The organism is Croceibacterium xixiisoli (genome assembly GCF_009827305.1).
GTDB lineage: Bacteria > Pseudomonadota > Alphaproteobacteria > Sphingomonadales > Sphingomonadaceae > Croceibacterium_C > Croceibacterium_C xixiisoli.
On record NZ_WTYJ01000004.1, the window covers coordinates 64,067 to 89,193 of the forward strand.

The following is a 25,127-nucleotide window of genomic DNA, read 5'->3' on the forward strand; positions in this document are numbered from 1 at the left end:
AGCAAGGAGGAATGTGGCATGCAGAAATTCGCCATTATGATGACCGTCGCCAGCGTCATGGCGCTTGCCGCCTGTGCGAAGAAGCCGCCTGAAACTCTTCCTCCGGTCGCCCCGCCCACTTCGGCACCGGCCCCGACTCCGACCCCGCCAACCCAGGGCGCGCAGCCGGGCACCCAGGCACACTTCAAGCAGCAGCTGTCGGGCCGTGACGTGATCTATTTCGACACCGATCGCTACAACATCGACGCGCAGGATCAGGTCGCGCTGCAGGCGCAGGCCCAGTATCTCTCGCAATACAGCAACGCCCGCGCCACGATCGAAGGTCATTCCGACGAACGCGGCACGCGCGATTACAACCTCGCACTGGGTGAACGCCGCGCCAATGCGGCCAAGAACTATCTGGTCAGCCTGGGCATCCCGGCCACCCGCCTCAACACCGTCAGCTATGGCAAGGAACGCCCGGCTGCCGTGGGCGCCAATGAACAGGCATGGTCGCAGAACCGCCGCGCGGTGACCGTGCTGATCAACTGATCGGCCACACCGGACAGCTCTGTTCGAACACAGGGGGCGCGGCGATCACCATCGCCGCGCCCTTCCTGGTTCACCTCTGCGATTTCGGTGCCTATATGCGGGTCATGCACACAGGCAGGAACAACTGATGGCCCGCAGCGGCCGATCGAGCGATTGGGGTTTCCCGCGCTGGCGTGGCTATGAATCCGGCCGCGCCGCCACCACCGTGCGGCTGTGCGATCGGCACGGCTGTGAAGAACCCGGCAATTGCCCCGCGCCAAAATCGCCCAACAGCCCGGAACGCTGGCATTTCTGTCAGAAGCACGCGGCCGAATACAATCAGAAGTGGGACTATTTCGAAGGGCTGGATCGGGAAGAGGCAACCGCCCGCGCCAATGCCGAACAGCAGGAAAATGCCGGCTATGCCGAATCCGCCTATTACGGCTGGATGGGCAGCGGCGATGGCAGCCGCAGCGCCGATGAAATGCGTGCGCTGGAGGTGTTCGGGCTGGAGGCGGATGCCGATTTCGAAACCATCCGCAAGGCTTGGCGCAACCGCGCCAAGGAAGTGCACCCGGATGTGAAGCCCGGCGATGCCGAGGCCGCCAAGCAGTTCCAGGCCTGCCAGCTCGCCTATGAAGTGCTGCGCCAGGCGGAAGAACGCCGCACCTGGAAGGGCTGATCAGGCCGCGCGCAGCCGCCCGGTTTCCGGCTCCCGGCAACCGGCTTCCAGCATGGCGGCCAGCCACTGCACCGCCGGATCGCGCTGCGCCCGGTCGTGCCATAACAACCGATAGGTGATCGGCCGGATCGGCGGCGCCGGCAGGCAGGCGAAGCCATGCACCCGGCTGAACCGTTCGGCCGCGCGGCGGGGCAGGGTGATGATCGCCTCCGAACCCGTCAGCAGATCGGGCGCCGCCTGCAGATAGCTGAGCCGGGCGATCACCCGCCGCTCCTCCGCCCGGTGGCCCAGGCTTGCCTCCACCGGATCATGCCCGGCCCCGCCATCGCTGATGGTCAGGGCGATATGCGGCCAGGCCAGGAATTCCTCCAGACTCGGCGCCCGCTGCGGGTCGCGCTGCGCCAGCGGATGCGCGTGGTCGACCAGGCAGCGGAACTCCTCGGCAAACAGCATGCGCTCATGCACGGATGTGCTTTCCACCGGCAGGGCGCTGACGATCATGTCGATATCCCCGCTCCCCAGCCTCGCGGGCAGGTCGGCGCTGCTCGGGCGGATATCCAGCTCAACCCCAGGCGCCTGGGCCCGGATCGCGGGCAGGGCCGGGGCGATCACCGCGCTCACCCCGTAATCGCCCGATGCCAGACGGAATGCCCGCTCCAGCGTGGCCGGCGCGAATTGCTGCGGGGTCAGCAGGCCGGAGGTGCTTTCCAGCCATTCCTGCAATGGCCTGGCCAGATCCTGCGCCCGCTGCGTCAGATGCATCCCGCCCGTGGTCCGCATCAGCAGCGGATCACCCAGATGTTCGCGCAACCGGCCCAGCGCACGGCTGACCGAGGGCTGGCTCATCCGCAAATGCCGCGCCGTCAGCGTGATGTTCCGGGTACGGATCAGCTCGGCCAGAATGACCAGCAGATTGAGATCGTTCAGCGGCAGCCGCACCATGCCCGGCCTCCCACCGCCGCGTCCCGCCCAGGGTTGCAAATGGCTCGCAGTTTCATCGCCTCCTCCGCTAGCGACTCGAACATTCGCGGCAGATGACGGCAGGATTACATTGTCGTGGAATTGATCTGGCTGGCGTCCGCTCTCCGGGGTTGATATGATATAATCATATCCGTCGGAGGTGTTTATGGCTGCAAAGGCAATCACAGTGACGCTGGGCGAAATGGCTTCGCATGCTGAAAAGCATCTCGCTTCGGGCCGTTACGCTTCGATGAGCGAGGTCATGCGGGCAGGGCTGCGGGCGCTGGATCGCGAAGAGGCGGTGCTGGATGAACTGGTGCGCCTTCGCGTGGCCGAAGCATTAGCCGATCCGCGCCCGCCTTTGCCGTTGGATGAGGCTTTCGCACAGGTCCGGGCTGCAGTCCGGAAAGAATGACCTGCCAAATCCACTTGTCCGCCTTGGCGATCGAGGATCTGATCGCATTGCATCAGTGGGTCAGTACAGAGGCGGACAGCGACACTGCAGACGCTTATCTCGCCCGGATCGAGCAACGAGTCGCAACGCTTGCGGAGTTTCCCGAGCGCGGTTCTCCGAGGAATGATCTGGCCAACGGTCTTCGCACGCTGGCCTTCGAACGCAAGCTGCTGATCGCCTATCAGGTGGACGGCAACCGCGTCACTGTGCAACGGATCATCAACGCCCAGCGCGATCTTGCGCCGATGTTGCTTAGTTCCTGACCCCATCCCACGGCGCCGCATAGCGCAACCGCACCACCACCGCAGACAGCTCCACCAGCCGGCGCCACCATCCCCTCATCATACCATCCTCCCGATCAGTGACGCGGCCAGCGTCAGCATCGCCAGTCAATCAATACATCCAGCGTTCAGCGGCCAGCCTATGGCCACACGCATCGATTCAGGAAAACTTGTTCTTCTAACCCAGATGAAGCAAAGCTAATCCATGCTCGATTATCCCGCTCTGGCCGCTGTCTCCGCCGTCGTCCGCGAAGGCAGCTTCGAACGCGCGGCCGCGCGCCTCGGCGTCACCCCCTCGGCCATTTCCCAGCGAATCCGCGCTCTGGAAGACAGGCTTGGCGGCATCGTGATCGTCCGGGGCCAGCCGTGCCTGCCCACCGATCTCGGTCGCAAACTCTGCGCCCATGTCGATCAGGTGCAATTGCTGGAGGCAGACCTGGCCCCCGCGCTTGCCGTCGAAGGGCGACCCTCAGACCCGCCCGTCACCCTGCGCGTGGCCGTCAATTCAGACAGCATCGCCACCTGGTTTCCCCGCGCTGCAGCCCGGTTTGCCCAGGCCACCGGCTATCTGCTCGAATTCATCATAGAGGATGAGGAATTCACCGCCGACCGGCTCCGTTCGGGGGAGGTTATCGCCGCCGTCTCCGCCGATCCGGGGGTGGTGCAGGGCTGCCAGACGATCGAACTGGGCAGCCTGCCATATCTCGCCTGCTGCAGCCCCGATTTCGCCGCCCGCTATTTCCCGCATGGCGTGACGGAACAGGCCCTGCGCGCCGCCCCCTGCCTGCGCTTTGAACGGCGTGACGGGTTGCAGAGCCGCTGGGCGATGGAAAACCACGGCCTCGCCCTCGACGCGCCCATGCATGGCGTGCCCTCCACCTTCGGCTTCCTCAATTTCAGCATCGCCGGCATGGCCTGGGGCATGCACCCGTCCATGCTCGCCCGGCCTCACATGGCAGAGGGGCGGCTGGTCGAACTGACCCCGAACACCCCGCTCGATGTGAAGCTCTACTGGACGGTCACTCGCCTCCACGTCTCCGCCTTGCGCATCTTCACCGATGCCGTCCGCAGCGTCGCGCGCGAAAGCCTCAAACCGCCAAGATAAGCGAAGCAGCTAGGCCGCGACCCGATCCGGTCGGGCGGATTTGGCAGCATACAATTGCTCATCCGCCCGCTCCACCGCGGCGCTGAGCGACCCATCCTGCGGCTCTACCTCGGTCAGCCCGATGCTCACGCTCCACGCAAACGGCGTCAGCGCGGAGATCTCCGCATGGATATCCTCCACCAGCCGCCGGGCAATGGGCTGCGTCGTATGGGGCATGATCACCAGGAACTCATCGCCGCCCATCCGCACCACCTGCGCCGCACCGCGCAATTCCGGGTGCGCCGCCGCCGTGCCCAGCACGCGCGCCAGCGTCACCAGCGTGGCATCGCCCGCCGAATGGCCGAACCGGTCATTGATGGATTTGAACTGGTCGATATCGATATGCGCCAGCCAGGTGCCGGGCTTCAGAAAAGCATCATGCACATTGGCCAACCAGGCGCGGTTGTACACCCCGGTCAAACCGTCGCGCCACGCGCTTTCCCGCATCGCCGCCAGCGCCGCCTCGGCCGGCATGGCCAGCAGCCCCAGGTTCAGCAGCATCAGCAGCAATTGATCGGACAGCAGCGCCGCCATCGCCAGCGTGCTCGGCGTGGCAAAATGCAGGATCTCCCCCGCAATGGCGAAGATATAACACGGCAGATAGGCCAGCATCGCGATTCCCGCGATGCGCCCGCCATAACCCCCCGGCACGGCCCGTTCCGCTTGGCGGAGGATGTCCGCTCCGAACACCCCCATGCCCAGCGCCAGCCCGACCGCACCCAGCAGCCGATCGCTCTCCTCCGGCATGACAATCCCGACCGCGCCCGCCATATGCGGCAACAGAAACCCGATCAGCGTCGCCACCGGCGGCACCGCCATCCACCAGCGCCACACCGGCCGCCCGGCAAACTGCCGCACCCCGGTGCTCACCGGAATATTGGACCCTGTCAGCACCGCCACCAGCAGTGCGCGGATCAGGACATCATCGGGCCGCTCGATCCACTCCAGCCCGGCCAGCGCCACGCAATAGAGCACCAGGCTGACCGCCCAATGGAGATTGTGAACCTGATCCCGCCGCCCGCGCCACAGCGACAGGAAAATGACGACAAAGGTCGCAGACGCAATCACGCTGCACAGGCGCAAAGTGGCAAGATCGACCGGAGGTAGCATAGGGCCCGCGCACGGTAGCGGGGAATGGTTAACAAGGGGCTTCCAGCGGAAGGTTACGCGCCGCCTTGGCATCAAAGTAGCCAAGGCCCGCGCTCCAGCGTTAAGGTTGCAGCATGATTTGGTCCGTCAGGTGACGGGACTGGAGGAGGCAATTGGCATGAGCGTGGCATTCCGGCGTGAAAGTGACGAAGAACATCTCGAACCCAAGTTCGAACTGCCCATCCCGCCGGGGCCCAATCTGGTAACGGAGGGAGGATTGGCCCAGATCCTCGAACGGGTTGCGGAACTGGAAACCACGCTCACGCAGTTGACGGACGAGGAAGCGATCAAGTCCACCCGGCGCGATTTGCGTTACTGGAGCACGCGACAGTCGACCGCTCAGATCCCGGGCGAGCCCACAGGAGCATCGGTTGCTTTCGGTTGCACGGTGACCTTTCGGATCAAGGGCAAACAGCAATGCCTCACAATCGTCGGCCATGACGAAGCCGATCCGGCAGCAGGGCTGATCTCTTTCTCGGCCCCGCTCAGCCGCGCGATGATGGGCGCCGAAATCGGCGACAGGCTCGATTTCGCAGGCCGTCCGGAAGAAATCGAGATCCTGGCGATCGAAGTGAATTCCACGCCGGTGGAATCATCTGCTGAAAGGGAAGTTGGGGAAAAGGAAAAGAAATAGAGCGGCTCGCTCTCCTCCGGCATGACAATCCCGACCGCGTGCCACATGCGGCAACAGAAACCCGATCAGCGTCGTCACCAGTGTCACCGCCATCCACCAGCACCACACCGGCCGCCCAGAAAACCGCCGCACCTCGGTGCTGGCGGCAGGTTGATCCGTCGGCTGCTGTTCGTGCAGAGCTATTGACCAACATCGGTGGTGATCAGGTATAATCAGCTAGTTGAGATAGCGTAAGTGGCAAGACCTCAATTTAGTAACTCCGCCCATCTTTTGCATGTTACGTGCGGCTTGCCTCGTGAGTAATAGTGGCACTTTCCATGATTTTGGCAGCCATTGCTCGGGTCGTTAAGCGCTCCGGGATTTGCTATTAGATCGCGACATACCCCAAGGTGTGCGTTGTGTGGCAACCTGTCGCCGCGATCTAACATGCGCCCTGAAATGATGAAGTTGCGCTCAGGATGTCGGAGAGCTATCTCCACGCTATCAAGTAAGCGCTGCTCAACGAAATCCGGTCGCGAAGGATAAATGAGACGCTTGTCAATATTGTAAAAGCCGGAGGAGAGGTCGATGAAGTCAAAGGGCAGCGCCGACACTGTGCGATGAAACTCGGTCGCACCCTCCCTGTCAAAAGAGGGTTCACCCGTCTTCATCGAGATTCGAATTGAACTTTCAACTCCGCGAGACTTGAGCCATTCCGCGATTTTCGAAAGCCTTTCAAGAACACGATCAGCGGCAGGGTTAATCCGGTCGTCGACCAAAAGGCTTAGTAGGTAGCCGTGCGCAGCATGCACCTGCACGTGCCCGTAGCCGTATTCGACTGCCATCGCAGCACCTGTCGCAAACGCGTCAATGATCCTGTCGAGATCGGACGGGGAGAGCGAGGCTGAAAGCTCCCGCGCGCGCGCTATTACTTGGTTCCCATCCACAGATAGGAACTTCTTAGCACCATGGTAGCCGGCCCATGCGCTCGCAAGCTGTATGCCTGGCAAAGAGCCCGCAAACCGCATAGCGTCGGCTATCCTCGCCCAGACAGAGTCTTCCCTGATGGACGGCGTCGACGAGTTGCTGCCGTGGCCACCTGGGACGACCACATTACCAACTATGGCGCAGTGGAGGTCGGGGGAACTCCTAGCCCGATAGAATTCGATGAAGCGCTGGTCGGGCACGCCGTCGGTAACCAAACCTGTGTTCACCCCTACAAAGAAAACAAGTTTATCGTTCGAGCTCTCGATACCGTGTGTCATTGATGCTCATCTTGGCAAGGATGTCCGCCTCGATGTCACCGCCGAGGATCGTAGACAGCCGGAACAGGTATATTGCCGCGTCGGCAAGTTCCTCGCGGAGGTGCGGCGCCGCATCCGCAAGGGTCGGCCCAGCATAGCCCGGTGTATTCAGGGTCAAACCGACCTTCTTGAGTTCGTTGGCAAACTCTCCGACCTCGCCTACCAGCCCCACGAGGTCTCGCGTAAGCTGGTCGTGCCGCTCGCCCTCGCTGTCGAAGCGGACGTTGAATCCCCTGCGCTCGTCCGCGTCAATCTGACGCTTCACAATTGTGGATAGGTCCATCACAAGCTCCTTCTAAAACGTCCGACTAGGATGGCGCCGATCGCGAGAATACCGGAAGCAACCAGGTTCCCAATAACGCCGTACACGTTGTCTATGAGTTTGTTGCCAATTAGGAATAGAGTTATTGAATTTATCACAATGGCAAGGACTAGCCCGACGTTAGTCCACAGTTGGGTATTCTCCATACGTCGGAGTACTGTCCTGGTCGCGGTTGGCAAAAGGGCGAAAGCTTCCTCCTTCTCGGATTTGATGCGCCGATCACCGAACACGTCAGCATGATCCTTTTGCAAATGCGTTTTGATGGGCCAGATGCCCGCCTGAAATCCATGCTGACCTTGGTAGAGCTTGGTTGCCGGGCTTGTCAGCCGAGTGAAATCAGCCTTCGCAATCGGTTCAAATTGAGGAAGTTCGACATATTTGTCGCTTACGTTCTCGGTAACGATCCCGAGATTTCCGGCGAAGCCGGGGTCCGCATACGTCGCGACCGGACTAAGTCCGACACTGAAGAGAGACCCCTTACTCACCACCCGAACTACGATATCTCCCGGAATATCAAGCTCCTCAGCCGTGATTAATACGACTCTGTGCCCTGGTTTGATCAGCACATTTTCGCCGTGGTCCAGCTGGAAACGCCTTCCTCCCTCGGTAAGGTCGTAATAGACGTTGCCCATGCGGAGCTGATAGCAGGCACCCTCCAGCATCGCGATATCCACCTTTTGGATGAGTCCGCCCGTGTTGATTAGCGCGAGGATGTCGCCATCGCTGAGTGTTGTCATATTGCCCCCGGATGAGATTGATCGGATCTATATTCACGCTGCCGCTGCAGCGACTGCCGCCCACTACCCGCTACAGGCACGATATGGCTGGGATTTAGTTGAGACAAACAGAAAAGACTTACTGGCTATACCGCTGTGGGAGAAGCTAATAGCCACGGGGTAGCTCGAGGGCGGGATCGGAAAGCCATCGTTATAAACACGCTTAGTCTCGCCAGCCGCCGAGACAGCTCCGTTTTTTGCGCGCTTGATTTGCAGTTTGGGCATGGCGGCGAAAAACAGTCACTACTCAACTGCGGCGAACCATATATGCCATAGGACGATCTCCCCGGGTAGGTGGTTCGGCGCGGGTTGATGGCTGAACTGAAAGCTACGCGCGTGCTGCGACCTTCCATTATCACTGGCGATGTCGAATGCAGCAGGCCCGCTTATGACGCCGTAGGTGGCCTTGTGTGCCGCCTGGGCTAGATAGGGAACCAACTTGGTAGCGATCGCGGCGCCATCGCGAACATACCCTAGCATGAAGGCTTCCCTCGTGCCCCAGCCATACTCGCCAACGATGAAGCGCTTAATCCCCTGGGTGCAATATAAGACTTCCGTCTTGCCGTTGGGACCGTCGATTAGCTTGGCTTCGGCTGTGACGGGAAACCGCGCCGAACGGTTTGTGAGCCAGATAGTCAAATCTGGCTGCTTTGCGAGGTGTGCGCCATCATAACTGATGCATTCGTCGCTACGCCCAACACTGCGCACCAGACTGCGCCAGAGGTCCGTACCCTCTCCAATACCATCTACCATTGCGTTCAGCCGGCTTACCAGAAGTGCTGTAACTTCGGGCTCAGAGCCCGTAGCTAAGGTCTCTGGCGATTGCGCGCGGAGTTCGCTAAAAGCTCTTTCCAGTGTCTCGGCGAGCACCATCATGATCGGTTCGGAAATCGACGGTAGCGGCAAGCTCAGGCCGCGGGTCAGTTCGGCGACTTGGTCGGGCCGTGGGGACAAGGCGGAAGTCCTCATCCGGAGTGGCGCTCTGCGAGAAACTCGAGCTCATCCCAGATGATGTGCTGCGCGAGAAGCCGAGCCTGCGTCGTGGTCCAATAGCGTTGCTGAGCGAGTCGTGCGACGAACAACCTCCCCGGTGACGCATGCACGATCATCTCGGTGGCAGCGCTGGTGTCAGCGAGCCGAAGCAGTTCTTCCCATTGATGAGGAAGATCTGCCGCAGGCGACTGCTCCTCGTGGCTGAGAACGATACCGCACCACGGCGAGCCTGTTCGCCGCGAAATGGGGGTCGCGGTGATTGGCCGGCAAAACCTCTTGGTCCACGGCGACAACTCTCTTTCGACCTGCGCGCAGAATGCTATCAGGTCTTGTGGTGGAGACTGCGCCGCAAGCTTGGCCTTGCTGAAGGGCGCATTGTACTGCATCGTGTCAGCGATCACCTGCAGATCGCTTTCGCTGAGACCGTAGAGTTCGGCGACCCAGTGATCAACAACTTCCCAGGATATAACTCCGGCCGCGAGTTTGTCGAAGAGCGCGCAGATTTGTGCGGACTGCTCGTCGCCAAATTCACGAAGATCAGGTAGCGGCAGGCGATTTAGCGCAGCCTTTTCGACGACGTCGCGCTCGAACCCGAATTTACCGCTCGTAACCAGAGCGAACCACAGTGCGAACCGGCTACCTAAAATCAGTGCGACAAATTTTACCAATACTTGGCTCGTACCAAGCGTGCCGCTGCTGTAACCGTAAAAGCTCTCATTATATGCTACGGCATTTGCAGCGATGCCTACGCGCAACCGATTGCTGCTGGCCGGCGGAGACTGATGAACGAGGACGATCGGCCCCGCGAACAATGCCGGATCGCGCGGATCATGAATCCGGCGATGCTGAAAAGGCAGCAGCCGGTCGGTCGCAATTAGGAGATCATCTAGACTCGCTGCAGTGACATCGGGAAGACCGTAGAGGTAGTCTGCGGGCGCCCCAGGCAGCCCATCGCCGGTCTTACGGGTACGACTGCTGGGCTTGAGTGTCTGATAGCCGTTTCCCGCGCCGGTGAGGTAACCGTCAGGCGATCCACCGACTGTTTCGCTCCACAGTTTTGCGAGCGTCGGCAGGCTTCGCGCGCGTATGCGCTCGATAAGACCGAGATCTGCCTTAGACCCGCGAAACAGGATTTTCAGTAGCTCGGGCGTCCGCGCCAAATCCTCACTAGCAATGATTTCTGCGGCATGGGCATCGATGCGCATCGTGCCAGCTGCGTTGAGCGAAGGCTCAAGACGTGGACTAATCAGTCGGAAGCCCGCACCTGGTCCTGGCACGCGGTTGGTCGCGAGCAAAAGGCAGAAAGGCGCGTCGATTTCCGGCCATACCCGAGTTTGACGAAGTTCGGAGCCATTGATCACCGAGGTCACATCAAGTGCGCGAAAAATGGCGAGCCGAGCCTCGGCCATGCCGTCGCCTTGCTGGAACAATAGGCGCGCATGCAGTGCTAGTGCGATCTGGCCCCCAGGGCGGACCCAGTCCATTGCGCGCCACACGAATGGAAGGTCCAAGACTTCGTTAGGGATTGGTGGTGCAACCCGATGTCCGGCACGCACCGAGGCGATGCGCTCTACCTCGCCAGTTACCAACGACCAATCGGGTAACTTGGTGCCGCTCGCCCATGGCGGGTTGCCGACAACTAGGTCGTACTGGCCGGCATGCTCGGCTCCGACCTCAGGGCCAAGGCTGCCTAGCTTGCCGCCCTTTGCGGATTGATCCGCGACCAGCCGGTGCAAAACTACGCCGCGCAGATCGTCAAAACGCAGCTTGTCGACGGGTTCAGGCTCGGGGTCCAGCTCGATCGAGAGCAAATAGAGGCCAAGCGCTGCGAAGCGGAGTGCCGCCTCGTTGATGTCAAAACCGGTTATCTGATGATAGAGGATTTCACGCAGCTTGGCTGTGTCAGGTCGTTTGCCAGTTGCCCGCCAATGCGCCGCCACGAGCTCGCGAAACGCAGTGAGCAAAAATACACCTGCGCCAGCCGCCGGATCGAGCACGCGCGTGTTTGCGCTACCGTTTTCGCGATCAAGCGCGCGGAGCGACGCTCGCACGAGAAGATCGGCGATCGGTCGGGGGGTGTAGAATCCGCCCTCACGCCGTTGCCGCGCAGACTGATGGTTGCGTAGATGCTGCTCATAAGCTTGGCTGAGCACGCCTACGGGAATGTGCGCGAAGTCGAGATTATCCCACTGCTCTGCCCATTCAAGCGGCAATTGACCGCCCGGTGCGCGGCGCATGATGTCTCCAAGGACCTTGAAGCCGCGATCGTCAAGCCGGTCTAAAATGCCGTCACTCAGAGGAAGCAGGTCACCATTGAACGTAGCATCGAGCCACGCTGAGGTCTCTGAAGCGTGCTTGGCATCGTCAAACAGAGCGTTAGACTCAGGCACGGACGCAAAGTCGCAGGGCAGAAGATTTCGGTCACCGAGAAAGCGAGTAAATAACGCGCGACCGACTAGCGAGATCGCGTCATCACCATCAACTTGCGAAGTGGCGATAAGTTCGTCGATCGCCCGCGTGAGCAACCTCAATACGACGTCCGAAATCCAAGTCTGGGGAGCTCGCGCCGCCATTGGACGGATATTGGCGAGCTGCGGTAGCAGGTCGCTGTCGGCTATATCTATCAGGCCATCGCGAACCTGGACCTGGCGCGGCCGCTTGCTGTCGAGTGCAATCGGATAAACGTCGAGCCGACCTGGCGCGATGACACCGAGATACGGGGCGTCGCCGCGCATCGCGAGCAGGCGTCGCAACCGTTGGAGCTGCTGCTCACTGGTGATCAGGTGGGAATCAACGAGGAAGATGAGCGGTGCTTCCTGCCACTCGTACACAGCGCCAACGACGTCGAGCGTTTCGCTGCCTGATCGGCGCGCGTTCATCAAAGTCGCATACGGGAGGAGGTCAGGCGCATCCGCTCCCAGAAGATGCAGTCCCTTTGGATCGCCGCCGTAATGCTGCAGCATGTCGCCCCAGTCTATCATGCGGGCAAATCCAAGCTATCTTGCTGATCGCCGCCGAAATGGCCGCGACGCGCGGGGCCCCGTGGCTTCTTGGGCGAAGGCGTAACCTTGACCGTCGCGCGCCGATAATCAAGGCCTTGCACAGCCAACTCCGCGATGAGGGGCGGCTATCCGCGCTAGAAGGGCGGGAAGTTCTCCCTTGCGCGCATAGTTTGTAATCGAATTTGCGTTCATACCGACCAGCTCGGCGAGATACGGAATAACAGACCGGCCCGCATTAACTCCGCGAGAGAATTTTCATATGGCATCGCCGCCAAACCGTCCACATACTGCTTTAATTTCTCTTATCACATTAACTAATGTGGGCAACCTTCCGGCTAGGGCGTGCTGAATGACGAACGCTACAGACGGCTGGCCGACGTGACCGCGAGAGAAGTGTGACGGCGCTCGATAATTACAATCGGGTCGGCAGCCGTTGCTTGCGAACACGCGTCAGTTGCGTCAACTATCTCGAGTAGATCGCCTGAAGCCTGTCGGTAACCGGCCAAAACCTACCCCAATCGACTATGGCATCCGTATAAGTCTGGAGCGTCTGCTCCCCCTAAGGCCGGCATTCAAGCGGCAAGCAGGGGACGATGGCTTTGTGCCCACCCCAGCCCAAAAACCCGGCACCCCCAGGGCACCGGGCATCTCACTCACTTCCGGTTGCGGGCCTTGCGGGCGGCGTAGCGCGCGTCGCGGGCGGCTTTGAGTTCTTCGGCGGTCGGCAGGCGCGGCTGGGCCTTGATGGCGGCGGCGGCGGCTTCGGCGGCTTCGCGTTCGGCCTGTTCCTTCGCGGCCTTTTCGGCTTCGCGGGCGGCGATCACGGCGGCGCGCTTGGCGGCTGCGGCCTCTTCCTTGGCGCGCTGGCGTTCGGCGCGCTCGGCCAGTTCGGCTTCGCTCATCTTCGGCTTGTTCTTCAGCATTTCCAAAGCTTTGGCCTTGGCGCTGTTTGCAGAAGCCACCCGGTCGTTGAAGCTCTGTTCCTTGAATCCACGCATCAAATCTGTCTCTGGCCTTGTCATGTCTAAGTGTGAGAGGATGGCCCCTTACACAATATGGGGCGCCATGCCCACCCTGCGCAGAATCTCGCCGCCCACCATGCCGCGCTTCACGCCAGCGTCAGATAGATCTCCGCCTCGATCACCCAATCCTCCCCGATCCGGCGCCATTTGGCGGTGTAACTGCCAGATGCCAGGCTCTCGCCGCTCATCGTCACCCCGCGCCACAGGCCATGCTCCAGCGCAATCGGCTCCACCGCCGAAACTTCCACCCTGTCCGGCTGTCGGGTGTAGATCGTCCGGTCCTTCGCCGCGAATTCCCGCTTCCACGCCAGCAATTGCGCCTTGCGGCCCGCCAGCACGGCGCTGTCCGTCCCGGTCACCAGCACCGCCTGCATCGCCAGCAACGGCCCGATCGCGGCCAGATCGCCCTCGGCCAGCGCCCGGTTGAAGGCGGCGCGGCGGGCACGAATGGCAAGCTCGGGCGAATTCATGCTCTGGTCCTCATCCGCCGGGCCTGAACCAGCGGCGCGCGCCGGGCAATGTTTTTACGCTTCACGCCGGCGCCGCCTTGTCCCGCCCGTCACCGCGCCCCATGCCGGTCAGGAACACCGCCGATGCCAGCACCGCAAACAGGCCGGCAATCACGAAGGCGGGCATATAGCTGCCCATTTCCTGCCGGATCACCCCGGCGCCGAATGCCGCCACGGCGGCGCCGATCTGATGCGCCACCAGCACCCAGCCGAAGATGATCGTCGCATCCTGCGGGCCGAAGTTCTGGCTGGCCAGCTTCACCGTCGGCGGCACGGTGGCGATCCAGTCCAGCCCATAGAAGATCGCGAAAATAGTCAGGCTCACCGGCCCGAAATCGATGAAGGGCAGGGCCAGCAGCGACAGCCCGCGCAACCCGTAATAGATCGCCAGCAAGCGGCGAGGGTCATAACGGTCGGTCAGCCAGCCCGATGCCGTGGTGCCGATCAGGTCGAAGAACCCCATCAGCGACAGCAGGCCGGCGGCCGCCACCGGGGCAATCCCGTGGTCGCCGCAGAACGCGATCATATGCGTGCCCACCAGCCCATTGGTGGTGAGGCCACAGACGAAGAATGTGCCGGACAGCACCCAGAACACCGGGCTGCGGATGGCCCGGCCCAGCGCCTCAATCGCCAGCCACGGCCGCACCGCCTGCCGGGGTGGCACCTCTGCCGTCGCCTGCGCCGGATCTTCGCCGAACCGCGCCGTGCCGCGATCCTGCGGCCGTTCGGGCACCAGCCATGCCACCAGCGGGATCAGCAGCAGGCAGGCCAGGCTCACCATTTGCGCCACCGGGCGCCAGGCGCCGCCTTCGGAAAGCCAGGCCAGAAACGGCAGGAAAATCAGCGCGCCGGTGGCGGTGCTCGCGCTCAGCAGGCCCATCACCAGCCCCTGCCGCGTGGCGAACCAGCGGTTCACCACCGCCGCGCCCAGCACCGATGCCACCGCGCCCGATCCCACACCGGAAATCACGCCCCAACTCAGCACATAATGCCACGGCGCGCTCATCCACTGGCTGGCAAAGGTCGATCCTGCCATCAACGCCAGCCCGCCCAGCATGGTCCGCTTGATCCCCACGCTCACCATCAGCGCCGCGGCAAAGGGGCCGACCAGCCCATAGAGCAGGATGCCCAGCGCGGCGGAAAAGGATATCGTCGCCCGGTCCCAGCCGAAATGCAGCTCCAGCGGCAGCATCATCACCCCGGGTGCAGACCGCAGCCCGGCCGAAACCAGCAGCGCAAGGAAAGTGACCGCCACCACGACCAGCGCGGGATGCATGCGGCGGGAAGGGGAGAACCTGGCCATCACTGCGCCATAACGCAGGATGCGCCGCTGTCAGAACGGACATTTGGCATCAGAAAGGAAATTCGGCCGGCTGAAACGCGATTTCCCGGGCTGGCCGGTCAGCCGATCTCCACCCGGTTGCGGCCGGTTTCCTTGGCCTTGTACAGCGCGGTATCGGCCGCCCGCATCGCGGTGCCCATGTCCGGATGGTCGAACACATTGGTGATCCCGGCGGAAATCGTCACCGTGCCGATCGGGCGGTTGGTGTTCTTGTCCACCAGATGGCGCGCAGCCAGCGCAGCGCGGGCATGATCGATCGCGTCGAAGGTGGCCTGCGCGTTCATGCCGCGGAACAGCAGCACGAATTCCTCCCCGCCGATCCGCGCCACATGGCAATGGTCGGTAATGCCGGAAAGGGTCTGCGCCACCACCCGGATCACCCGGTCGCCCGTCGCATGGCCATGGTCGTCATTGACGCGCTTGAAATGGTCGATGTCGCACAATGCGATGAACAGCGGTTCCACCTCGCGCGCGGCATCCTCGCGCTCGGTAGCGAAGATGTCTTCGAAGGCACGACGGTTGGGCAGCTTGGTCAGATGATCGATCGATGCCTCGCGCCGGGCCTTTTCCAGGCTCTTGCGCAGCGATTTGGCCTCTTCCTCGCTGCGGCGGATTTCTTCCTCCACCTCGCGGGTGCGGTCCAGCATGGCCCGCGCGATATGCGCCAGGCTGGCCATCACCGATCCGGTGCTCGCCAGATTATCCACCTGCTCCACCTGCCTGGCCAGATCCTTGCCGTAATTGGATGCTGCGGTCTGCGCCGAATGGGTCGTGCGGCCAAAATCGGCCACCGCGCGTTCCAGATCTTCGGCCAGTTGGCGATATTCACCGCCCGGATCGGCCGGAACAGGGGGCAGATCGTCGTGCGAATCGAACCACTCCTGGGTGATCTCCGCGCCCTGATTCAGCCGCGCGCGCACCTTGTGAGACAGTTCGGCATCGCTGCCGGTCACGATGCCGAAGCCGCGCACGATATTGCCCAGGCTTGGTGCGAGCCCGTGAAGCTGCAGGAATTCATCAATCCGCGTCAGAACATTGGGGGAATCCCCTTCCGGATCACTGCCAATGCCGAACATTCGCAAAATCCGGCTGCCACGCGCGGGTGAGTGAGCAGGATGTTCCATCGTTACTCACGAGCCTTCTGACAAGAAATATTGTGCCCGTCCCCTTAAGACCCGTGGTTCAAAATGACACTATTGGTTGATTAGGTGCAAACCCTTAGGGCTTAATATCGGGCCCTTGCGGACGTCCCTTGCGCAGCGGCAGGGCGTCGTCGCCGGTCAAACGGCTGCCAGCGCCTGGTCGAAATCGGCGATCAGATCTTCCGGGTCCTCGATCCCGATCGAAACCCGCACCAGATTGTCGGTAATGCCCAGCAGCACGCGCCTTTCATCCGGCACCGACAGATGGGTCATGGACGCCGGGTGGCTGGCCAGCGTTTCCGTCCCGCCCAGGCTCACCGCCAGCTTGGCGATCTGCAGCGCATCCAGGAACCGGAACACCTCCGCCTCGCCGCCGGTCAGGAACAGCGAAAACGTGCTGCCCGGCCCTTCGCAATGCCGGTCGTAGATGTCTTTCTGGCGCCCCGGGGGCAACAGCCCCAGAAAACCGATCCCCGCCACCTTGGGGTGATCGCGCAGGAATTCGCACACCCGCGTGGCATTGTCGGCCGCGCGGCGCATGCGCAGTTCCACTGTTTCCAGCGATCGCAGCAGCATCCAGGCGGTGTTCGCGTCGCAGATCCCGCCCATGGTGTTGCGCAGCGCCCGCACCGGCGCCAGCCAGCGCTTGGCCCCGGCCAGCGATCCGGCCACCAGATCCGAATGCCCGCCGACATATTTGGTCAGCGAATAGACCGCGATATCCGCCCCATGGCGCAACGGGTGCTGAAACACCGGGCCCAGGAATGTGTTGTCGATCGCGATCGGGGTGGTCAGCGGATCCAGCAGCGCATCGCGCACGCCGCGCACCGCCTCCACATCCACCAGCGCATTGGTCGGGTTGCCCGGGCTTTCCAGATAGATCATCGCCACCCGGCCGCCCTGCGATGCCGCCAGCGCCTTTGCCCGTTCGACCACCGCCGTCAGCTCGGCGCTGTCGGCCCCGGCCGGGAAATCGACATAGGCAATGCCGAAGCGGGACAGCACCCGCGCGATGAAGCCCTCGCTCGCGGCATAGAGCGGGCCTGAGTGCACGATCACATCGCCGGCACTGCACAGCGCCAGCAGCATCACCGATATCGCGGTCATGCCGCTGGAAAACACCAGCGCATCCTCCGCCTCGTCCCAGATGCTCAGCCGGTCTTCCAGGATTTCCTGATTGGGGCCGTTGAACCGGGAATAGACCAGTCCTTCGGCATCGCCATGCCCCTCATAGGCGCGGCGCCCGGTCAGCACCTCGAAATAGCGCTTGCCCGCGGCCGCACTTTCGAAGGCGAAGGTGCTGGTGTGGAAGATCGGCGGCTTCAGCGCCCCTTCGGACAATTGCGGGTCGTATCCGAACCCCATCATCATCGTCGACGGGCTGACCCTGCGCCCACCGATCCGGGTTACCTCGGCCTTGGGCTTGCGACGCGGGGCGGGGCTGTCGACCGGATCGGACATGGTTGCTATCGTAACCTTATCGGCGGTGGTTCCGCAAGCCGCGCCATCATGCCGGCTTCAGATCCACCCGGTCGATGTGCCAGCGCAATTGCGCCGGCGTTGCCCCGTCGACATCATTGACCCGGCGCAGGAACACTGTCCCTTCCAGCCGGAACGGGCGGCCATCCTTGTCGGTGCCGGTCACCACGGCCGGCACTTCGTAGAACAGCGATCCGGCCCCGGCATCCATCGTCCCCTTGGGCACGGCGATGGTGATGCGGCTGTACTTGCGCCAGTAATCGGCATGGGCCGCCGCATCCATCCCGCTCCGCTCACCGGCCTCGCCCCACTGGGCATAGGCGGCGTCATAATTCCCGTTCTCCAGCGCCCGCGCCCAGGTCAGCAGCACATTGCGCGCGCCGGTCTCGCCCTTTTCCGATTCCGGCACCAGCGTCGCGACATTGTCCGGGGTGGAGGTGCCGGACGCAGCGGGGAGCGGCGGCGGCATGATCGGCAGCGTGGCGGGGGATGCTTCGACCGGGGTGTCGGCCAGCGGTTCATCCGATGCCGTGGCCGTGGGCGCTTCGGCCCGGTCGCATCCGGCGATCAGCAGCATGGCGGTGGCATTGATCCATGCGGTGCGGGCGCGGCGATGGACCGGGCTCAATTTGGCCACGGCGTTTCGGGAGGTTGTAAATTGCATTCAGGCGCAACGCCGGGCCCGGCCACCCGTTCCACGTGCGACGCGCGGTATTTCGGGAAAATGCGGGGGCAGGGCGTGCAAATGCGCAGGCAGCGCGTCGCCACGCGTACTCCGGCGCGGGATTTTCGGCCTCTGGAAACAGCAACGGGGCACACCTTGCGGCTGCCCCGTCACCCTGATTCCCACCGGCAGATTCGCCGGCGCGGATCCTTCTTTGGCTTACTTCGGTGCCAGCACCATCAGCATCTGCCGGCCTTCGAGCCGGGGGTAAGCCTCGACCTTGGCCAGTTCCGCCACATCGTCCTGCACCCGGCGCAGCAAATCCATGCCGAGATGCTGATGCGCCATTTCGCGACCACGGAAACGCAGCGTCACCTTCACCTTGTCACCATGTTCGATGAACTTGGTCACATTGCGCATCTTGACGTCGTAATCGTGATCATCGATGTTCGGACGCATCTTGATCTCTTTGATTTCCTGCGTCTTTTGCGTCTTGCGAGCGGCGTTCGCCTTCTTCTGCGCCTCGTAACGGTACTTGCCGACGTCGAGGAATTTGCACACGGGCGGGTCTGCGTTGGGCGATACCTCGACGAGGTTCATGCCAACTTCCGCAGCCTGTTCGATTGCCTCGCGCGTGTACATCACGCCGATGTTTTCGCCGTTCTCATCAATAACCCGGACCTTGTCGGCCTGGATAAATTCATCGAAACGCGGGCCGGACTTTACCGGGGGCGCAAGCATGCGCCGGGGTGGACGGGGTATGTTGCGTTCTCCTGTCGCAATGAAACTCAAGCGGGCTATTTAGTGCGAAAGTCATCAATGCGCTAGGGGGCGCAGGCGGAATCTCTGCCCCTGTGCACAGCCTGTCGCATCAGCGCCGGATTCCGTCGGTCACGCCGCGGCACGCCACAACGGCAATTGCACCAGCCGGCCGGCTGCGGGCAGCACCGCATCGATCCGGCTCGCCGGTTGCAGCGCCTGCACGATCGCCGGGTCCGCCGCATCCATTCCGCCGGTCAGCGCGCCGAATGCCGGCAGGATCATGCGCGTCGCGCCTTTCCCCCGGCTGATCACCGCGCAGGCCCGCCGTACACGTCGGTCGCGCAGCTTCAACTGCACGCGCGGATGAAAATGGCCTGAAAATTCCGGGCGATGTTCCCCCGGCTTGACCTGATGGCGCAGCACCATCCCGCCCAGTTCCAGCTCTTCCACCACGGTTCCGCCCAGGCCCGGCTCCAGCGCGGCATCGTGATTGCCGGTGATCCATACCCAGTCGACCGCCCGCGTCAGCGCGGCCAGCATGCCGGCGGCGTGGGGTTCCAGCCGCCCGGCGCCGGCCGAATCGTGGAAATTGTCGCCCAGCGTAATCACCCGCCGCGCCCCGGTCTCGCGGATCGCCAGCGCCAGCCGCTCCAGCGTTTCGCGGCTATCATAGGGGGGCAGGAACTGGCCGGTCCGGGCGAAGAAGCTGGCCTTTTCCAGATGCAGGTCCGCCACCAGCAGGGCGCCTTCACGCGGCCAGAACAGCGCCCGGCCATTGTGCAGCTGAAAATCATCGCCCGCGAACGAAAGGTGAACCATGCCATGTTCTTGCCCAGCGCGGGCGGCTTTGGCAAGGGGGCGTGATTGCACAGGAAAAGAGGCTGGGATGCAGGACTGGACGAAGCATACGGCGGAAGCCCGGACGTGGTTTGAAACCCTGCGTGACCGTATCTGCGCCGAATTTGAATCGATCGAACGCGAAGCGGGCAGCGATGCCCATTTCAACTACATCACCTGGGATCGCGATACCGACGACCAGACAGAGGGTGGCGGCGGCACGCGCGGGGTGATGAAGGGCAAGGTGTTTGAAAAGGTGGGCGTCAATGTCTCCACCGTGTCGGGCGAATTCGCGCCCGGCTTTGCCGATACCATCAATGGCGCCAGCGTGGAAAATCCCGGCTTCACCGCCACTGGCATCAGCCTGGTGGCCCATATGGCCAATCCGCATGTGCCGGCCGTGCACATGAACACCCGCTTCCTCACCACCAGCAAGGCCTGGTTCGGCGGCGGGGCGGATCTCAATCCGCCGATCCCCTATGCCGACGATACCGAAGCGTTCCACGCCCGCTTCCGCGCGGCCTGCGCGGCGCACAACCCGACCTATTACGATCGCTTCAGCAAATGGGCGGAAGAATATTTCTTCATCCCCCACCGCAATGTCGCGCGCGGCGTCGGCGGGATTTTCTACGATCACCTCGAATGCCCGGATCGATCCGCATGGGAACGCAATTTCCACTTCACGCGCGATGTCGGGGAAGCCTTCCTCGATATCTTCCCGGCCCTGGTGCGGCAGCGGATGGGGCAGGAATTCACCGCGCAGGACAAGCGCGCCCAGCTCGAATGGCGTGGCCGCTATGTCGAATTCAACCTGGTCTATGATCGCGGCACGCTGTTCGGCCTGCGCACCGGTGGCAATATCGACGCCATCCTGATGAGCCTGCCGCCGGAAGTCACCTGGAGCTGATGGGCGCTTCGATGACGGTTTCGATCAAGAATGACGTTTGAAACACGGTTCCTTTGCCGGGTTCGTGCGACCAAATGCTGCTAAGGCAGATCAACACCATCCTACCGGAGGCTTCATGCATCGTCTTACCCTTGCCCAGTCCAACGCCCTGATCGATGCCGCCCTGGCCAAGGGGGCAGAACTGCAGCTCAAGCCGCTGACCGTGACCGTGCATGATGCCGGCGGCAATCTGATCGCCTGCCAGCGGCAGGATGGCGCATCGAACATGCGGGTGAAGCTGGCCGGGGCCAAGGCATCGGGCGCGCTGGCGCTCGGCGTGTCCAGCCGCACGATCGGTGACATGGCGCTTGATCGCCCGCATTTCATCGCTGCTGTCGATACCATGGCCGATGGCGGCATGGTTCCGGCCGCCGGCGGGGTCATCGTGGCCGATGCCGATGGCACCATCGTGGGCGCGGTGGGCGTAACCGGTGACACCAGCGACAATGACGAAGCCTGTGCATTGGCCGGCATCGCCGCCATCGGGCTCAAGCCGTTCAACTGATGCTTTTGCGCTGAAGGGGCGGGGCAGCAGGGCTTTGCCCGGGGCGCCCCGCCAACAGGGCTGTTACAGGCTGCGCTGGCGAACGCAGTCCTTGCCGGCGTGCTTGGCGTCATACAGCGCGGCATCCGCGGCTTTCACCAGCTCGTCAGGATCATCGTCGCGCGGCATTTCCGCCCAGCCGAGCCCGATGCTGATCGTCACGATGCCGCGTGCCGCCGGGGATTGCAGCGCCGCCTGCTGCACCGATCTGCGCATCTGTTCGGCCAGCCGTTCCGCGCCATGCCGGCTGGTCTGCGGCAGCACGGCAATGAATTCTTCCCCGCCATAGCGCGCCACCACATCGCTGGTACGCCCGGCGCATGCGGCCAGGATCTTGCCGACTTCCTGCAGCCGCTGATCGCCCACCGCATGGCCCAGCTGGTCATTCAGGCATTTGAAGTCGTCGATATCGATCATCAGCACGGCCAGCCCGTTGCTGGCACGGCGGGCATCGTTCCACGCGCTGGTCAGCGCTTCGGTCAGATGCCGGCGATTGGCCAGCCCGGTCAGCGGATCGGTGCGGATCAGCCGGTCCAGATCCTCGCGTTCCATCGTCCCGCGCATCTGCACCAGTACGGTGCGCACCCCATAACCGACCAGTGCGGCGGCAAAGCCGGCTGCGGCCAGCATGGGCCGGGTGGTGATCAGCGCGATCGACACGCACATCACCATCAGCGGCAGCATCAGCGGGCTGCCGACATTGACCGCGATCACCAGTTCCCGCGAAGGAAGGCGGGCGTGGCCGATCGGGTGGTCGGGCGCCAGGGCCAGCACGATCATGATCAGGAAGGGGATGGTTATCAGCGGATCGGCAGGATGGCCGAAATCGAACTCGGCCAGATGGTGGTTCGCATAACCTGCCACGATCAGATAAATGACAGCAAAAATGGAAAGGTTTCGGAAAAAACCACGCTCGCGCGGGCGTACGCTGGCTGCAAACCGGACCAGCGCGAACACAGCGATACAGACGTTCTCTATGTCGAACATCCACATGATGTGATCGCCGCCGTTGCCGGTAAAGCCCTCGATCGTGGCGAAGGTGGTGGTGTGCAGAAAAAACAGCACGCCCAGCAGAATTGCCAGAGCCCCATCGACCAGCCGGATTCGCCAGCTTGTATGTTCAGGGCTTGCCATGACGCAGATCAACGGAACGCCGTAGAAAATGTAGGGCAAAATGCTGCCTATGCCTTCGCTGTTCAGGCTCACCAGAACATCGCCTTTGGTCGCGGCTAGAATACCCAGCGTCCACAGCATCAGCCCCAGCGACAACGCCGCCCAGCCTAACACCTCGCCGGGCTGCAGCGCACGCCGCAGGCAGGCAAGCGAGGCGAACAGCGGCGCCGCAATCAGGAACAGGGGGGAGATATCGCCGGCAATTTCGGGAAACAGCACCAGCGCCAGCCAATGCACCACCGGCACCGCAACGATCATCGCCCCAAGGGTAATTCCCGGGACGACATGCTGCGTTAGCGTTTGCGGCTGACCTGGCGGCATGCGTTAACCTGACCCATACATGTTAAGCCATTCTCCTCCCTTGGCTCTAACAAGCTCTTAACGGGTTCCCGCCATTTCTGCGGGTTTGATGCCGTTTGTTGAATGATCGCCGGCATCGCGCAAGGTTTTTGATAAAGGTCAGTATCATACTGCCATAAGGCGAACCGTTTTCGGTCACACTTGCAACCATTGGCGCGCGGGTCGTAAGATATCGGCTGCACATCTGCCGGCTCCCTGCCGGCCTGGCCTCGACATTGCCCCGCCGGAGTTTTCCATGCGTTCCGTCTTTCCCGTCGCGCTTCTGCTTCTCGCTGCCGCCTGCAAGGGCGACGCGCCAGAGGCTGCGCCCATGGTCTCGCCCATTCTGAGCACCGCCGACGCCAAGGATCCATGGACCTTCGCCGAACCGGAAAAGGCCCGGGTCACCCATGTCGATCTGGATCTGGCGCTTGATTTTGAAGCGAAATCGATCGGGGGGATCGCTACGCTCGATATTCAGGCGGCACCGGGGCAGGGTGATGTCGTGCTGGACAGCCAGGGGCTGCAAATCAGCAAGGTCACCGATGCGGACGGGGCAGAGCTGCCCTTTACCGTCGGCGCTGAAGTCGAAAACAAGGGCGCCCCGGTCACCGTGACCATGGGGGATAAACGCCGGATCGCCATCACCTACAAGGCGCCGCAGGCGGCGGCGCTGCAATGGCTGGCGCCCGAACAGACGGCGGGGGGCAAACATCCCTATGTGCTAAGTCAGGGCCAGCCGACCTTGAATCGCACCTGGATTCCGACACAGGACAGTCCCGGCATCCGCCAGACCTGGGACGCGCGCGTCACCGCGCCCAAGCCGCTGACCGTGGTGATGTCCGGCCTGATAGAGGAAGATCCGGAGGATGTCGGCGATGACCGGCGCGCCTTCCGCTTCCATATGGACAAGCCGGTTGCCCCCTATCTCATCGCGATTGCAGCGGGCGATCTGGTGTTCCGCGATCTCGGCCCGCGCACCGGCGTGTGGACCGAACCGGCCATGATCGATGCGGCGGTGGAAGAACTGGCCGATACCGAACGCATGGTCGGCGTCGCGGAAAAGCTTTACGGTCCCTATCGCTGGGGCCGCTATGACATGATCGTGCTACCACCCAGCTTCCCCTATGGCGGCATGGAAAATCCCACGCTCACCTTCCTCACACCCACCTTCATCGCCGGGGACAAGAGCCTGGTCGGGCTGGTCGCGCATGAACTGGCGCACAGCTGGTCGGGCAATCTGGTGACCAATGCCAATTGGCAGGACAGCTGGCTCAACGAAGGCATCACCTCCTATTTCGAAAACCGCATCATCGAAGAACTCTACGGCCCCCGCCGCGCGCAGCAGGAAGCCGCGCTCAGCTTCGCCGGGATGGAAGATGACATTGCCCAAGCCGGCGCCACCGCATCGGTAACCGCGCTGCATCTGTCTGTCGCCGATGGCGTGCCCGACGGCGGCTTGTCGGGCATCATCTATGACAAGGGCGCCACCTTCATGCGCACGGTCGAAAGCATCGTCGGCCGCGAAGCCTTCGATGCCTGGCTGCGCGAATGGTTCGACAGTCATGCCTTTCAGCCGGCCACCTCGGCCATGCTGCTGGCCGATCTGCGCGAACATCTGGTCAAGGGTGACGCTGCGCTGGAGGCGCGGCTGATGCTGGATGACTGGGTCTACAAGCCGGGCCTTCCCGCCAATGTGCTGCGCCCCGCGCCCGAAGCCTTTGCAGAGGTGGACCGCGCCGTGGCCGGTTATGCGGATTCGCGCGCGCTGGATGCCGAACTGTGGAAGGGGTGGAGCACGGCGGAACGGCTGCGGTTCCTCGCCCGGCTGCCGCGCCAGATCGGCACGGCAGAACTGGCCCGGCTGGATGGCGCGCTGGATCTCTCGCGCAGCGGCAACAATGAAATCCTCTTCGCCTGGCTCGATCTGGCATTGGCCAATCGCTATGAACCGGCCGTGCCCGTCGCCAACCAGTTCCTCGGCCGGGTCGGGCGGCGGAAATTCGTGCTGCCGCTCTATGAAACCCTGGCGAAGCAGGGCGCCTGGGGCCAGGCGATCGCGACGCGGTTCTATGCCGCCCATCGCGACAGCTACCACTCGGTCACCCAGGGCAGCGTGGACAAGATCGTCCCGCTGCCGGGCCGGACGGCCGCCTGATCCACCACGCATAAGGGCGG

General features: G+C 62.7%; 25 protein-coding genes. 9 read left to right on the top strand and 16 right to left on the bottom strand.

Features of this window, described 5'->3' with window-relative positions; all coding sequences use genetic code 11:
• Positions 1-18 precede the first annotated feature (18 nt).
• Positions 19-531 carry a peptidoglycan-associated lipoprotein Pal gene (gene pal / locus GRI97_RS16285; RefSeq protein WP_235917909.1) on the top strand — a complete coding sequence of 171 codons (513 nt, stop codon included), beginning with the start codon at positions 19-21 and terminating at the stop codon, positions 529-531.
• Between the two features lie 127 nt (positions 532-658).
• Complete coding sequence (locus GRI97_RS16290) at positions 659-1,192, top strand: J domain-containing protein (RefSeq protein ID WP_161392286.1); 534 nt, start codon at positions 659-661, stop codon at positions 1,190-1,192.
• On the opposite strand, the gene GRI97_RS16295 is transcribed toward GRI97_RS16290, so the two are convergent.
• Positions 1,193-2,134, bottom strand: a complete 942-nt coding sequence (locus tag GRI97_RS16295) for a LysR family transcriptional regulator (protein WP_161392287.1) — start codon at positions 2,132-2,134, stop codon at positions 1,193-1,195.
• A 184-nt stretch (positions 2,135-2,318) separates the two neighbouring features.
• Between GRI97_RS16295 and GRI97_RS16300 the strand changes: the two genes are divergently transcribed.
• From GRI97_RS16300 to GRI97_RS16310, 3 genes are all read left to right on the top strand, one after another.
• Positions 2,319-2,567 (top strand): ribbon-helix-helix domain-containing protein, encoded by a 249-nt coding sequence (locus GRI97_RS16300; RefSeq protein ID WP_161392288.1) that lies wholly within the window; start codon positions 2,319-2,321, stop codon positions 2,565-2,567.
• Positions 2,568-2,590: 23 nt separating this feature from the next.
• Positions 2,591-2,869 carry a type II toxin-antitoxin system RelE/ParE family toxin gene (locus GRI97_RS16305; RefSeq protein ID WP_235917910.1) on the top strand — a complete coding sequence of 93 codons (279 nt, stop codon included), beginning with the start codon at positions 2,591-2,593 and terminating at the stop codon, positions 2,867-2,869.
• A 223-nt stretch (positions 2,870-3,092) separates the two neighbouring features.
• A complete protein-coding gene (locus GRI97_RS16310; protein ID WP_161392290.1) occupies positions 3,093-3,992 on the top strand; it encodes a LysR family transcriptional regulator ArgP in 900 nt (299 codons plus the stop codon).
• Between the two features lie 9 nt (positions 3,993-4,001).
• On the opposite strand, the gene GRI97_RS16315 is transcribed toward GRI97_RS16310, so the two are convergent.
• Positions 4,002-5,141, bottom strand: a complete 1,140-nt coding sequence (locus GRI97_RS16315) for a GGDEF domain-containing protein (protein WP_161392291.1) — start codon at positions 5,139-5,141, stop codon at positions 4,002-4,004.
• Between the two features lie 157 nt (positions 5,142-5,298).
• On the opposite strand from GRI97_RS16315, the gene GRI97_RS16320 reads away from it, so the two are divergent.
• Complete coding sequence (locus tag GRI97_RS16320) at positions 5,299-5,814, top strand: GreA/GreB family elongation factor (protein ID WP_161392292.1); 516 nt, start codon at positions 5,299-5,301, stop codon at positions 5,812-5,814.
• 245 nt (positions 5,815-6,059) lie between these two features.
• Here GRI97_RS16320 and GRI97_RS16325 read toward each other — a convergent pair whose 3' ends face one another.
• From GRI97_RS16325 to pdeM, 13 genes are all read right to left on the bottom strand, one after another.
• Positions 6,060-7,058 (bottom strand): oxidoreductase, encoded by a 999-nt coding sequence (locus tag GRI97_RS16325; protein ID WP_161392293.1) that lies wholly within the window; start codon positions 7,056-7,058, stop codon positions 6,060-6,062.
• On the bottom strand, positions 7,027-7,380 hold the full coding sequence (locus GRI97_RS16330) for a hypothetical protein (protein WP_161392294.1): 354 nt from the start codon (positions 7,378-7,380) through the stop codon (positions 7,027-7,029). The genes GRI97_RS16325 and GRI97_RS16330 overlap by 32 nt, the downstream gene beginning before the upstream one ends.
• Positions 7,380-8,156 (bottom strand): dCTP deaminase domain-containing protein, encoded by a 777-nt coding sequence (locus GRI97_RS16335; RefSeq protein WP_161392295.1) that lies wholly within the window; start codon positions 8,154-8,156, stop codon positions 7,380-7,382. Before GRI97_RS16335 ends, GRI97_RS16330 begins: the two co-directional genes overlap by 1 nt.
• Before the next feature lie 282 nt (positions 8,157-8,438).
• Entirely contained in the window at positions 8,439-9,071 is a 633-nt protein-coding gene (locus tag GRI97_RS16340; protein ID WP_161392296.1) for a hypothetical protein, read from the bottom strand.
• Between the two features lie 89 nt (positions 9,072-9,160).
• Positions 9,161-12,151 (bottom strand): HsdM family class I SAM-dependent methyltransferase, encoded by a 2,991-nt coding sequence (locus GRI97_RS16345; RefSeq protein WP_235917911.1) that lies wholly within the window; start codon positions 12,149-12,151, stop codon positions 9,161-9,163.
• A 692-nt stretch (positions 12,152-12,843) separates the two neighbouring features.
• On the bottom strand, positions 12,844-13,188 hold the full coding sequence (locus tag GRI97_RS16350) for a DUF6481 family protein (RefSeq protein ID WP_161392298.1): 345 nt from the start codon (positions 13,186-13,188) through the stop codon (positions 12,844-12,846).
• A gap of 110 nt (positions 13,189-13,298) precedes the next feature.
• Positions 13,299-13,682: a nuclear transport factor 2 family protein gene (locus tag GRI97_RS16355; protein ID WP_161392299.1), complete on the bottom strand. Its 384-nt coding sequence runs from the start codon at positions 13,680-13,682 to the stop codon at positions 13,299-13,301.
• A gap of 61 nt (positions 13,683-13,743) precedes the next feature.
• A complete protein-coding gene (locus GRI97_RS16360; protein WP_161392300.1) occupies positions 13,744-15,024 on the bottom strand; it encodes an MFS transporter in 1,281 nt (426 codons plus the stop codon).
• A gap of 98 nt (positions 15,025-15,122) precedes the next feature.
• Positions 15,123-16,139 (bottom strand): GGDEF domain-containing protein, encoded by a 1,017-nt coding sequence (locus tag GRI97_RS16365; RefSeq protein WP_161392301.1) that lies wholly within the window; start codon positions 16,137-16,139, stop codon positions 15,123-15,125.
• Between the two features lie 204 nt (positions 16,140-16,343).
• Positions 16,344-17,666, bottom strand: coding sequence for a cystathionine gamma-synthase family protein (locus GRI97_RS16370; RefSeq protein ID WP_161392302.1), 1,323 nt, complete (start codon positions 17,664-17,666; stop codon positions 16,344-16,346).
• A gap of 46 nt (positions 17,667-17,712) precedes the next feature.
• Positions 17,713-18,321 (bottom strand): hypothetical protein, encoded by a 609-nt coding sequence (locus tag GRI97_RS16375; protein ID WP_161392303.1) that lies wholly within the window; start codon positions 18,319-18,321, stop codon positions 17,713-17,715.
• A 246-nt stretch (positions 18,322-18,567) separates the two neighbouring features.
• Positions 18,568-19,089 carry a translation initiation factor IF-3 gene (infC, locus tag GRI97_RS16380; RefSeq protein ID WP_161392304.1) on the bottom strand — a complete coding sequence of 174 codons (522 nt, stop codon included), beginning with the start codon at positions 19,087-19,089 and terminating at the stop codon, positions 18,568-18,570.
• A gap of 150 nt (positions 19,090-19,239) precedes the next feature.
• On the bottom strand, positions 19,240-19,929 hold the full coding sequence (gene pdeM / locus GRI97_RS16385) for a ligase-associated DNA damage response endonuclease PdeM (RefSeq protein WP_161392305.1): 690 nt from the start codon (positions 19,927-19,929) through the stop codon (positions 19,240-19,242).
• Positions 19,930-19,996: 67 nt separating this feature from the next.
• Between pdeM and hemF the strand changes: the two genes are divergently transcribed.
• Complete coding sequence (hemF, locus tag GRI97_RS16390; protein ID WP_161392306.1) at positions 19,997-20,854, top strand: oxygen-dependent coproporphyrinogen oxidase; 858 nt, start codon at positions 19,997-19,999, stop codon at positions 20,852-20,854.
• 115 nt (positions 20,855-20,969) lie between these two features.
• Positions 20,970-21,398: a GlcG/HbpS family heme-binding protein gene (locus GRI97_RS16395; protein WP_161392307.1), complete on the top strand. Its 429-nt coding sequence runs from the start codon at positions 20,970-20,972 to the stop codon at positions 21,396-21,398.
• Positions 21,399-21,461: 63 nt separating this feature from the next.
• Here the strand turns inward: GRI97_RS16395 and GRI97_RS16400 are convergent, their stop codons facing one another.
• Positions 21,462-22,868, bottom strand: a complete 1,407-nt coding sequence (locus GRI97_RS16400; RefSeq protein WP_161392308.1) for a GGDEF domain-containing protein — start codon at positions 22,866-22,868, stop codon at positions 21,462-21,464.
• A 337-nt stretch (positions 22,869-23,205) separates the two neighbouring features.
• Between GRI97_RS16400 and GRI97_RS16405 the strand changes: the two genes are divergently transcribed.
• Entirely contained in the window at positions 23,206-25,107 is a 1,902-nt protein-coding gene (locus GRI97_RS16405) for a M1 family metallopeptidase (protein ID WP_161392309.1), read from the top strand.
• Positions 25,108-25,127 lie beyond the last annotated feature (20 nt).

Excerpts from the sequence above, each read along its gene's own strand:
- pal (WP_235917909.1), top strand. The coding sequence starts at position 19 with ATGCAGAAATTCGCCATTATGATGACCGTCGCCAGCGTCATGGCGCTT.
- GRI97_RS16290 (WP_161392286.1), top strand. The coding sequence starts at position 659 with ATGGCCCGCAGCGGCCGATCGAGCGATTGGGGTTTCCCGCGCTGGCGT.
- GRI97_RS16295 (WP_161392287.1), bottom strand. The coding sequence starts at position 2,134 with ATGGTGCGGCTGCCGCTGAACGATCTCAATCTGCTGGTCATTCTGGCC.
- GRI97_RS16300 (WP_161392288.1), top strand. The coding sequence starts at position 2,319 with ATGGCTGCAAAGGCAATCACAGTGACGCTGGGCGAAATGGCTTCGCAT.
- GRI97_RS16310 (WP_161392290.1), top strand. The coding sequence starts at position 3,093 with ATGCTCGATTATCCCGCTCTGGCCGCTGTCTCCGCCGTCGTCCGCGAA.
- GRI97_RS16315 (WP_161392291.1), bottom strand. The coding sequence starts at position 5,141 with ATGCTACCTCCGGTCGATCTTGCCACTTTGCGCCTGTGCAGCGTGATT.
- GRI97_RS16320 (WP_161392292.1), top strand. The coding sequence starts at position 5,299 with ATGAGCGTGGCATTCCGGCGTGAAAGTGACGAAGAACATCTCGAACCC.
- GRI97_RS16325 (WP_161392293.1), bottom strand. The coding sequence starts at position 7,058 with ATGACACACGGTATCGAGAGCTCGAACGATAAACTTGTTTTCTTTGTA.
- GRI97_RS16330 (WP_161392294.1), bottom strand. The coding sequence starts at position 7,380 with ATGGACCTATCCACAATTGTGAAGCGTCAGATTGACGCGGACGAGCGC.
- GRI97_RS16335 (WP_161392295.1), bottom strand. The coding sequence starts at position 8,156 with ATGACAACACTCAGCGATGGCGACATCCTCGCGCTAATCAACACGGGC.
- GRI97_RS16340 (WP_161392296.1), bottom strand. The coding sequence starts at position 9,071 with ATGATGGTGCTCGCCGAGACACTGGAAAGAGCTTTTAGCGAACTCCGC.
- GRI97_RS16345 (WP_235917911.1), bottom strand. The coding sequence starts at position 12,151 with ATGCTGCAGCATTACGGCGGCGATCCAAAGGGACTGCATCTTCTGGGA.
- GRI97_RS16350 (WP_161392298.1), bottom strand. The coding sequence starts at position 13,188 with ATGCGTGGATTCAAGGAACAGAGCTTCAACGACCGGGTGGCTTCTGCA.
- GRI97_RS16355 (WP_161392299.1), bottom strand. The coding sequence starts at position 13,682 with ATGAATTCGCCCGAGCTTGCCATTCGTGCCCGCCGCGCCGCCTTCAAC.
- GRI97_RS16360 (WP_161392300.1), bottom strand. The coding sequence starts at position 15,024 with ATGGCCAGGTTCTCCCCTTCCCGCCGCATGCATCCCGCGCTGGTCGTG.
- GRI97_RS16365 (WP_161392301.1), bottom strand. The coding sequence starts at position 16,139 with ATGTTCGGCATTGGCAGTGATCCGGAAGGGGATTCCCCCAATGTTCTG.
- GRI97_RS16370 (WP_161392302.1), bottom strand. The coding sequence starts at position 17,666 with ATGTCCGATCCGGTCGACAGCCCCGCCCCGCGTCGCAAGCCCAAGGCC.
- infC (WP_161392304.1), bottom strand. The coding sequence starts at position 19,089 with ATGCTTGCGCCCCCGGTAAAGTCCGGCCCGCGTTTCGATGAATTTATC.
- pdeM (WP_161392305.1), bottom strand. The coding sequence starts at position 19,929 with ATGGTTCACCTTTCGTTCGCGGGCGATGATTTTCAGCTGCACAATGGC.
- hemF (WP_161392306.1), top strand. The coding sequence starts at position 19,997 with ATGCAGGACTGGACGAAGCATACGGCGGAAGCCCGGACGTGGTTTGAA.
- GRI97_RS16395 (WP_161392307.1), top strand. The coding sequence starts at position 20,970 with ATGCATCGTCTTACCCTTGCCCAGTCCAACGCCCTGATCGATGCCGCC.
- GRI97_RS16400 (WP_161392308.1), bottom strand. The coding sequence starts at position 22,868 with ATGATCGTTGCGGTGCCGGTGGTGCATTGGCTGGCGCTGGTGCTGTTT.
- GRI97_RS16405 (WP_161392309.1), top strand. The coding sequence starts at position 23,206 with ATGCGTTCCGTCTTTCCCGTCGCGCTTCTGCTTCTCGCTGCCGCCTGC.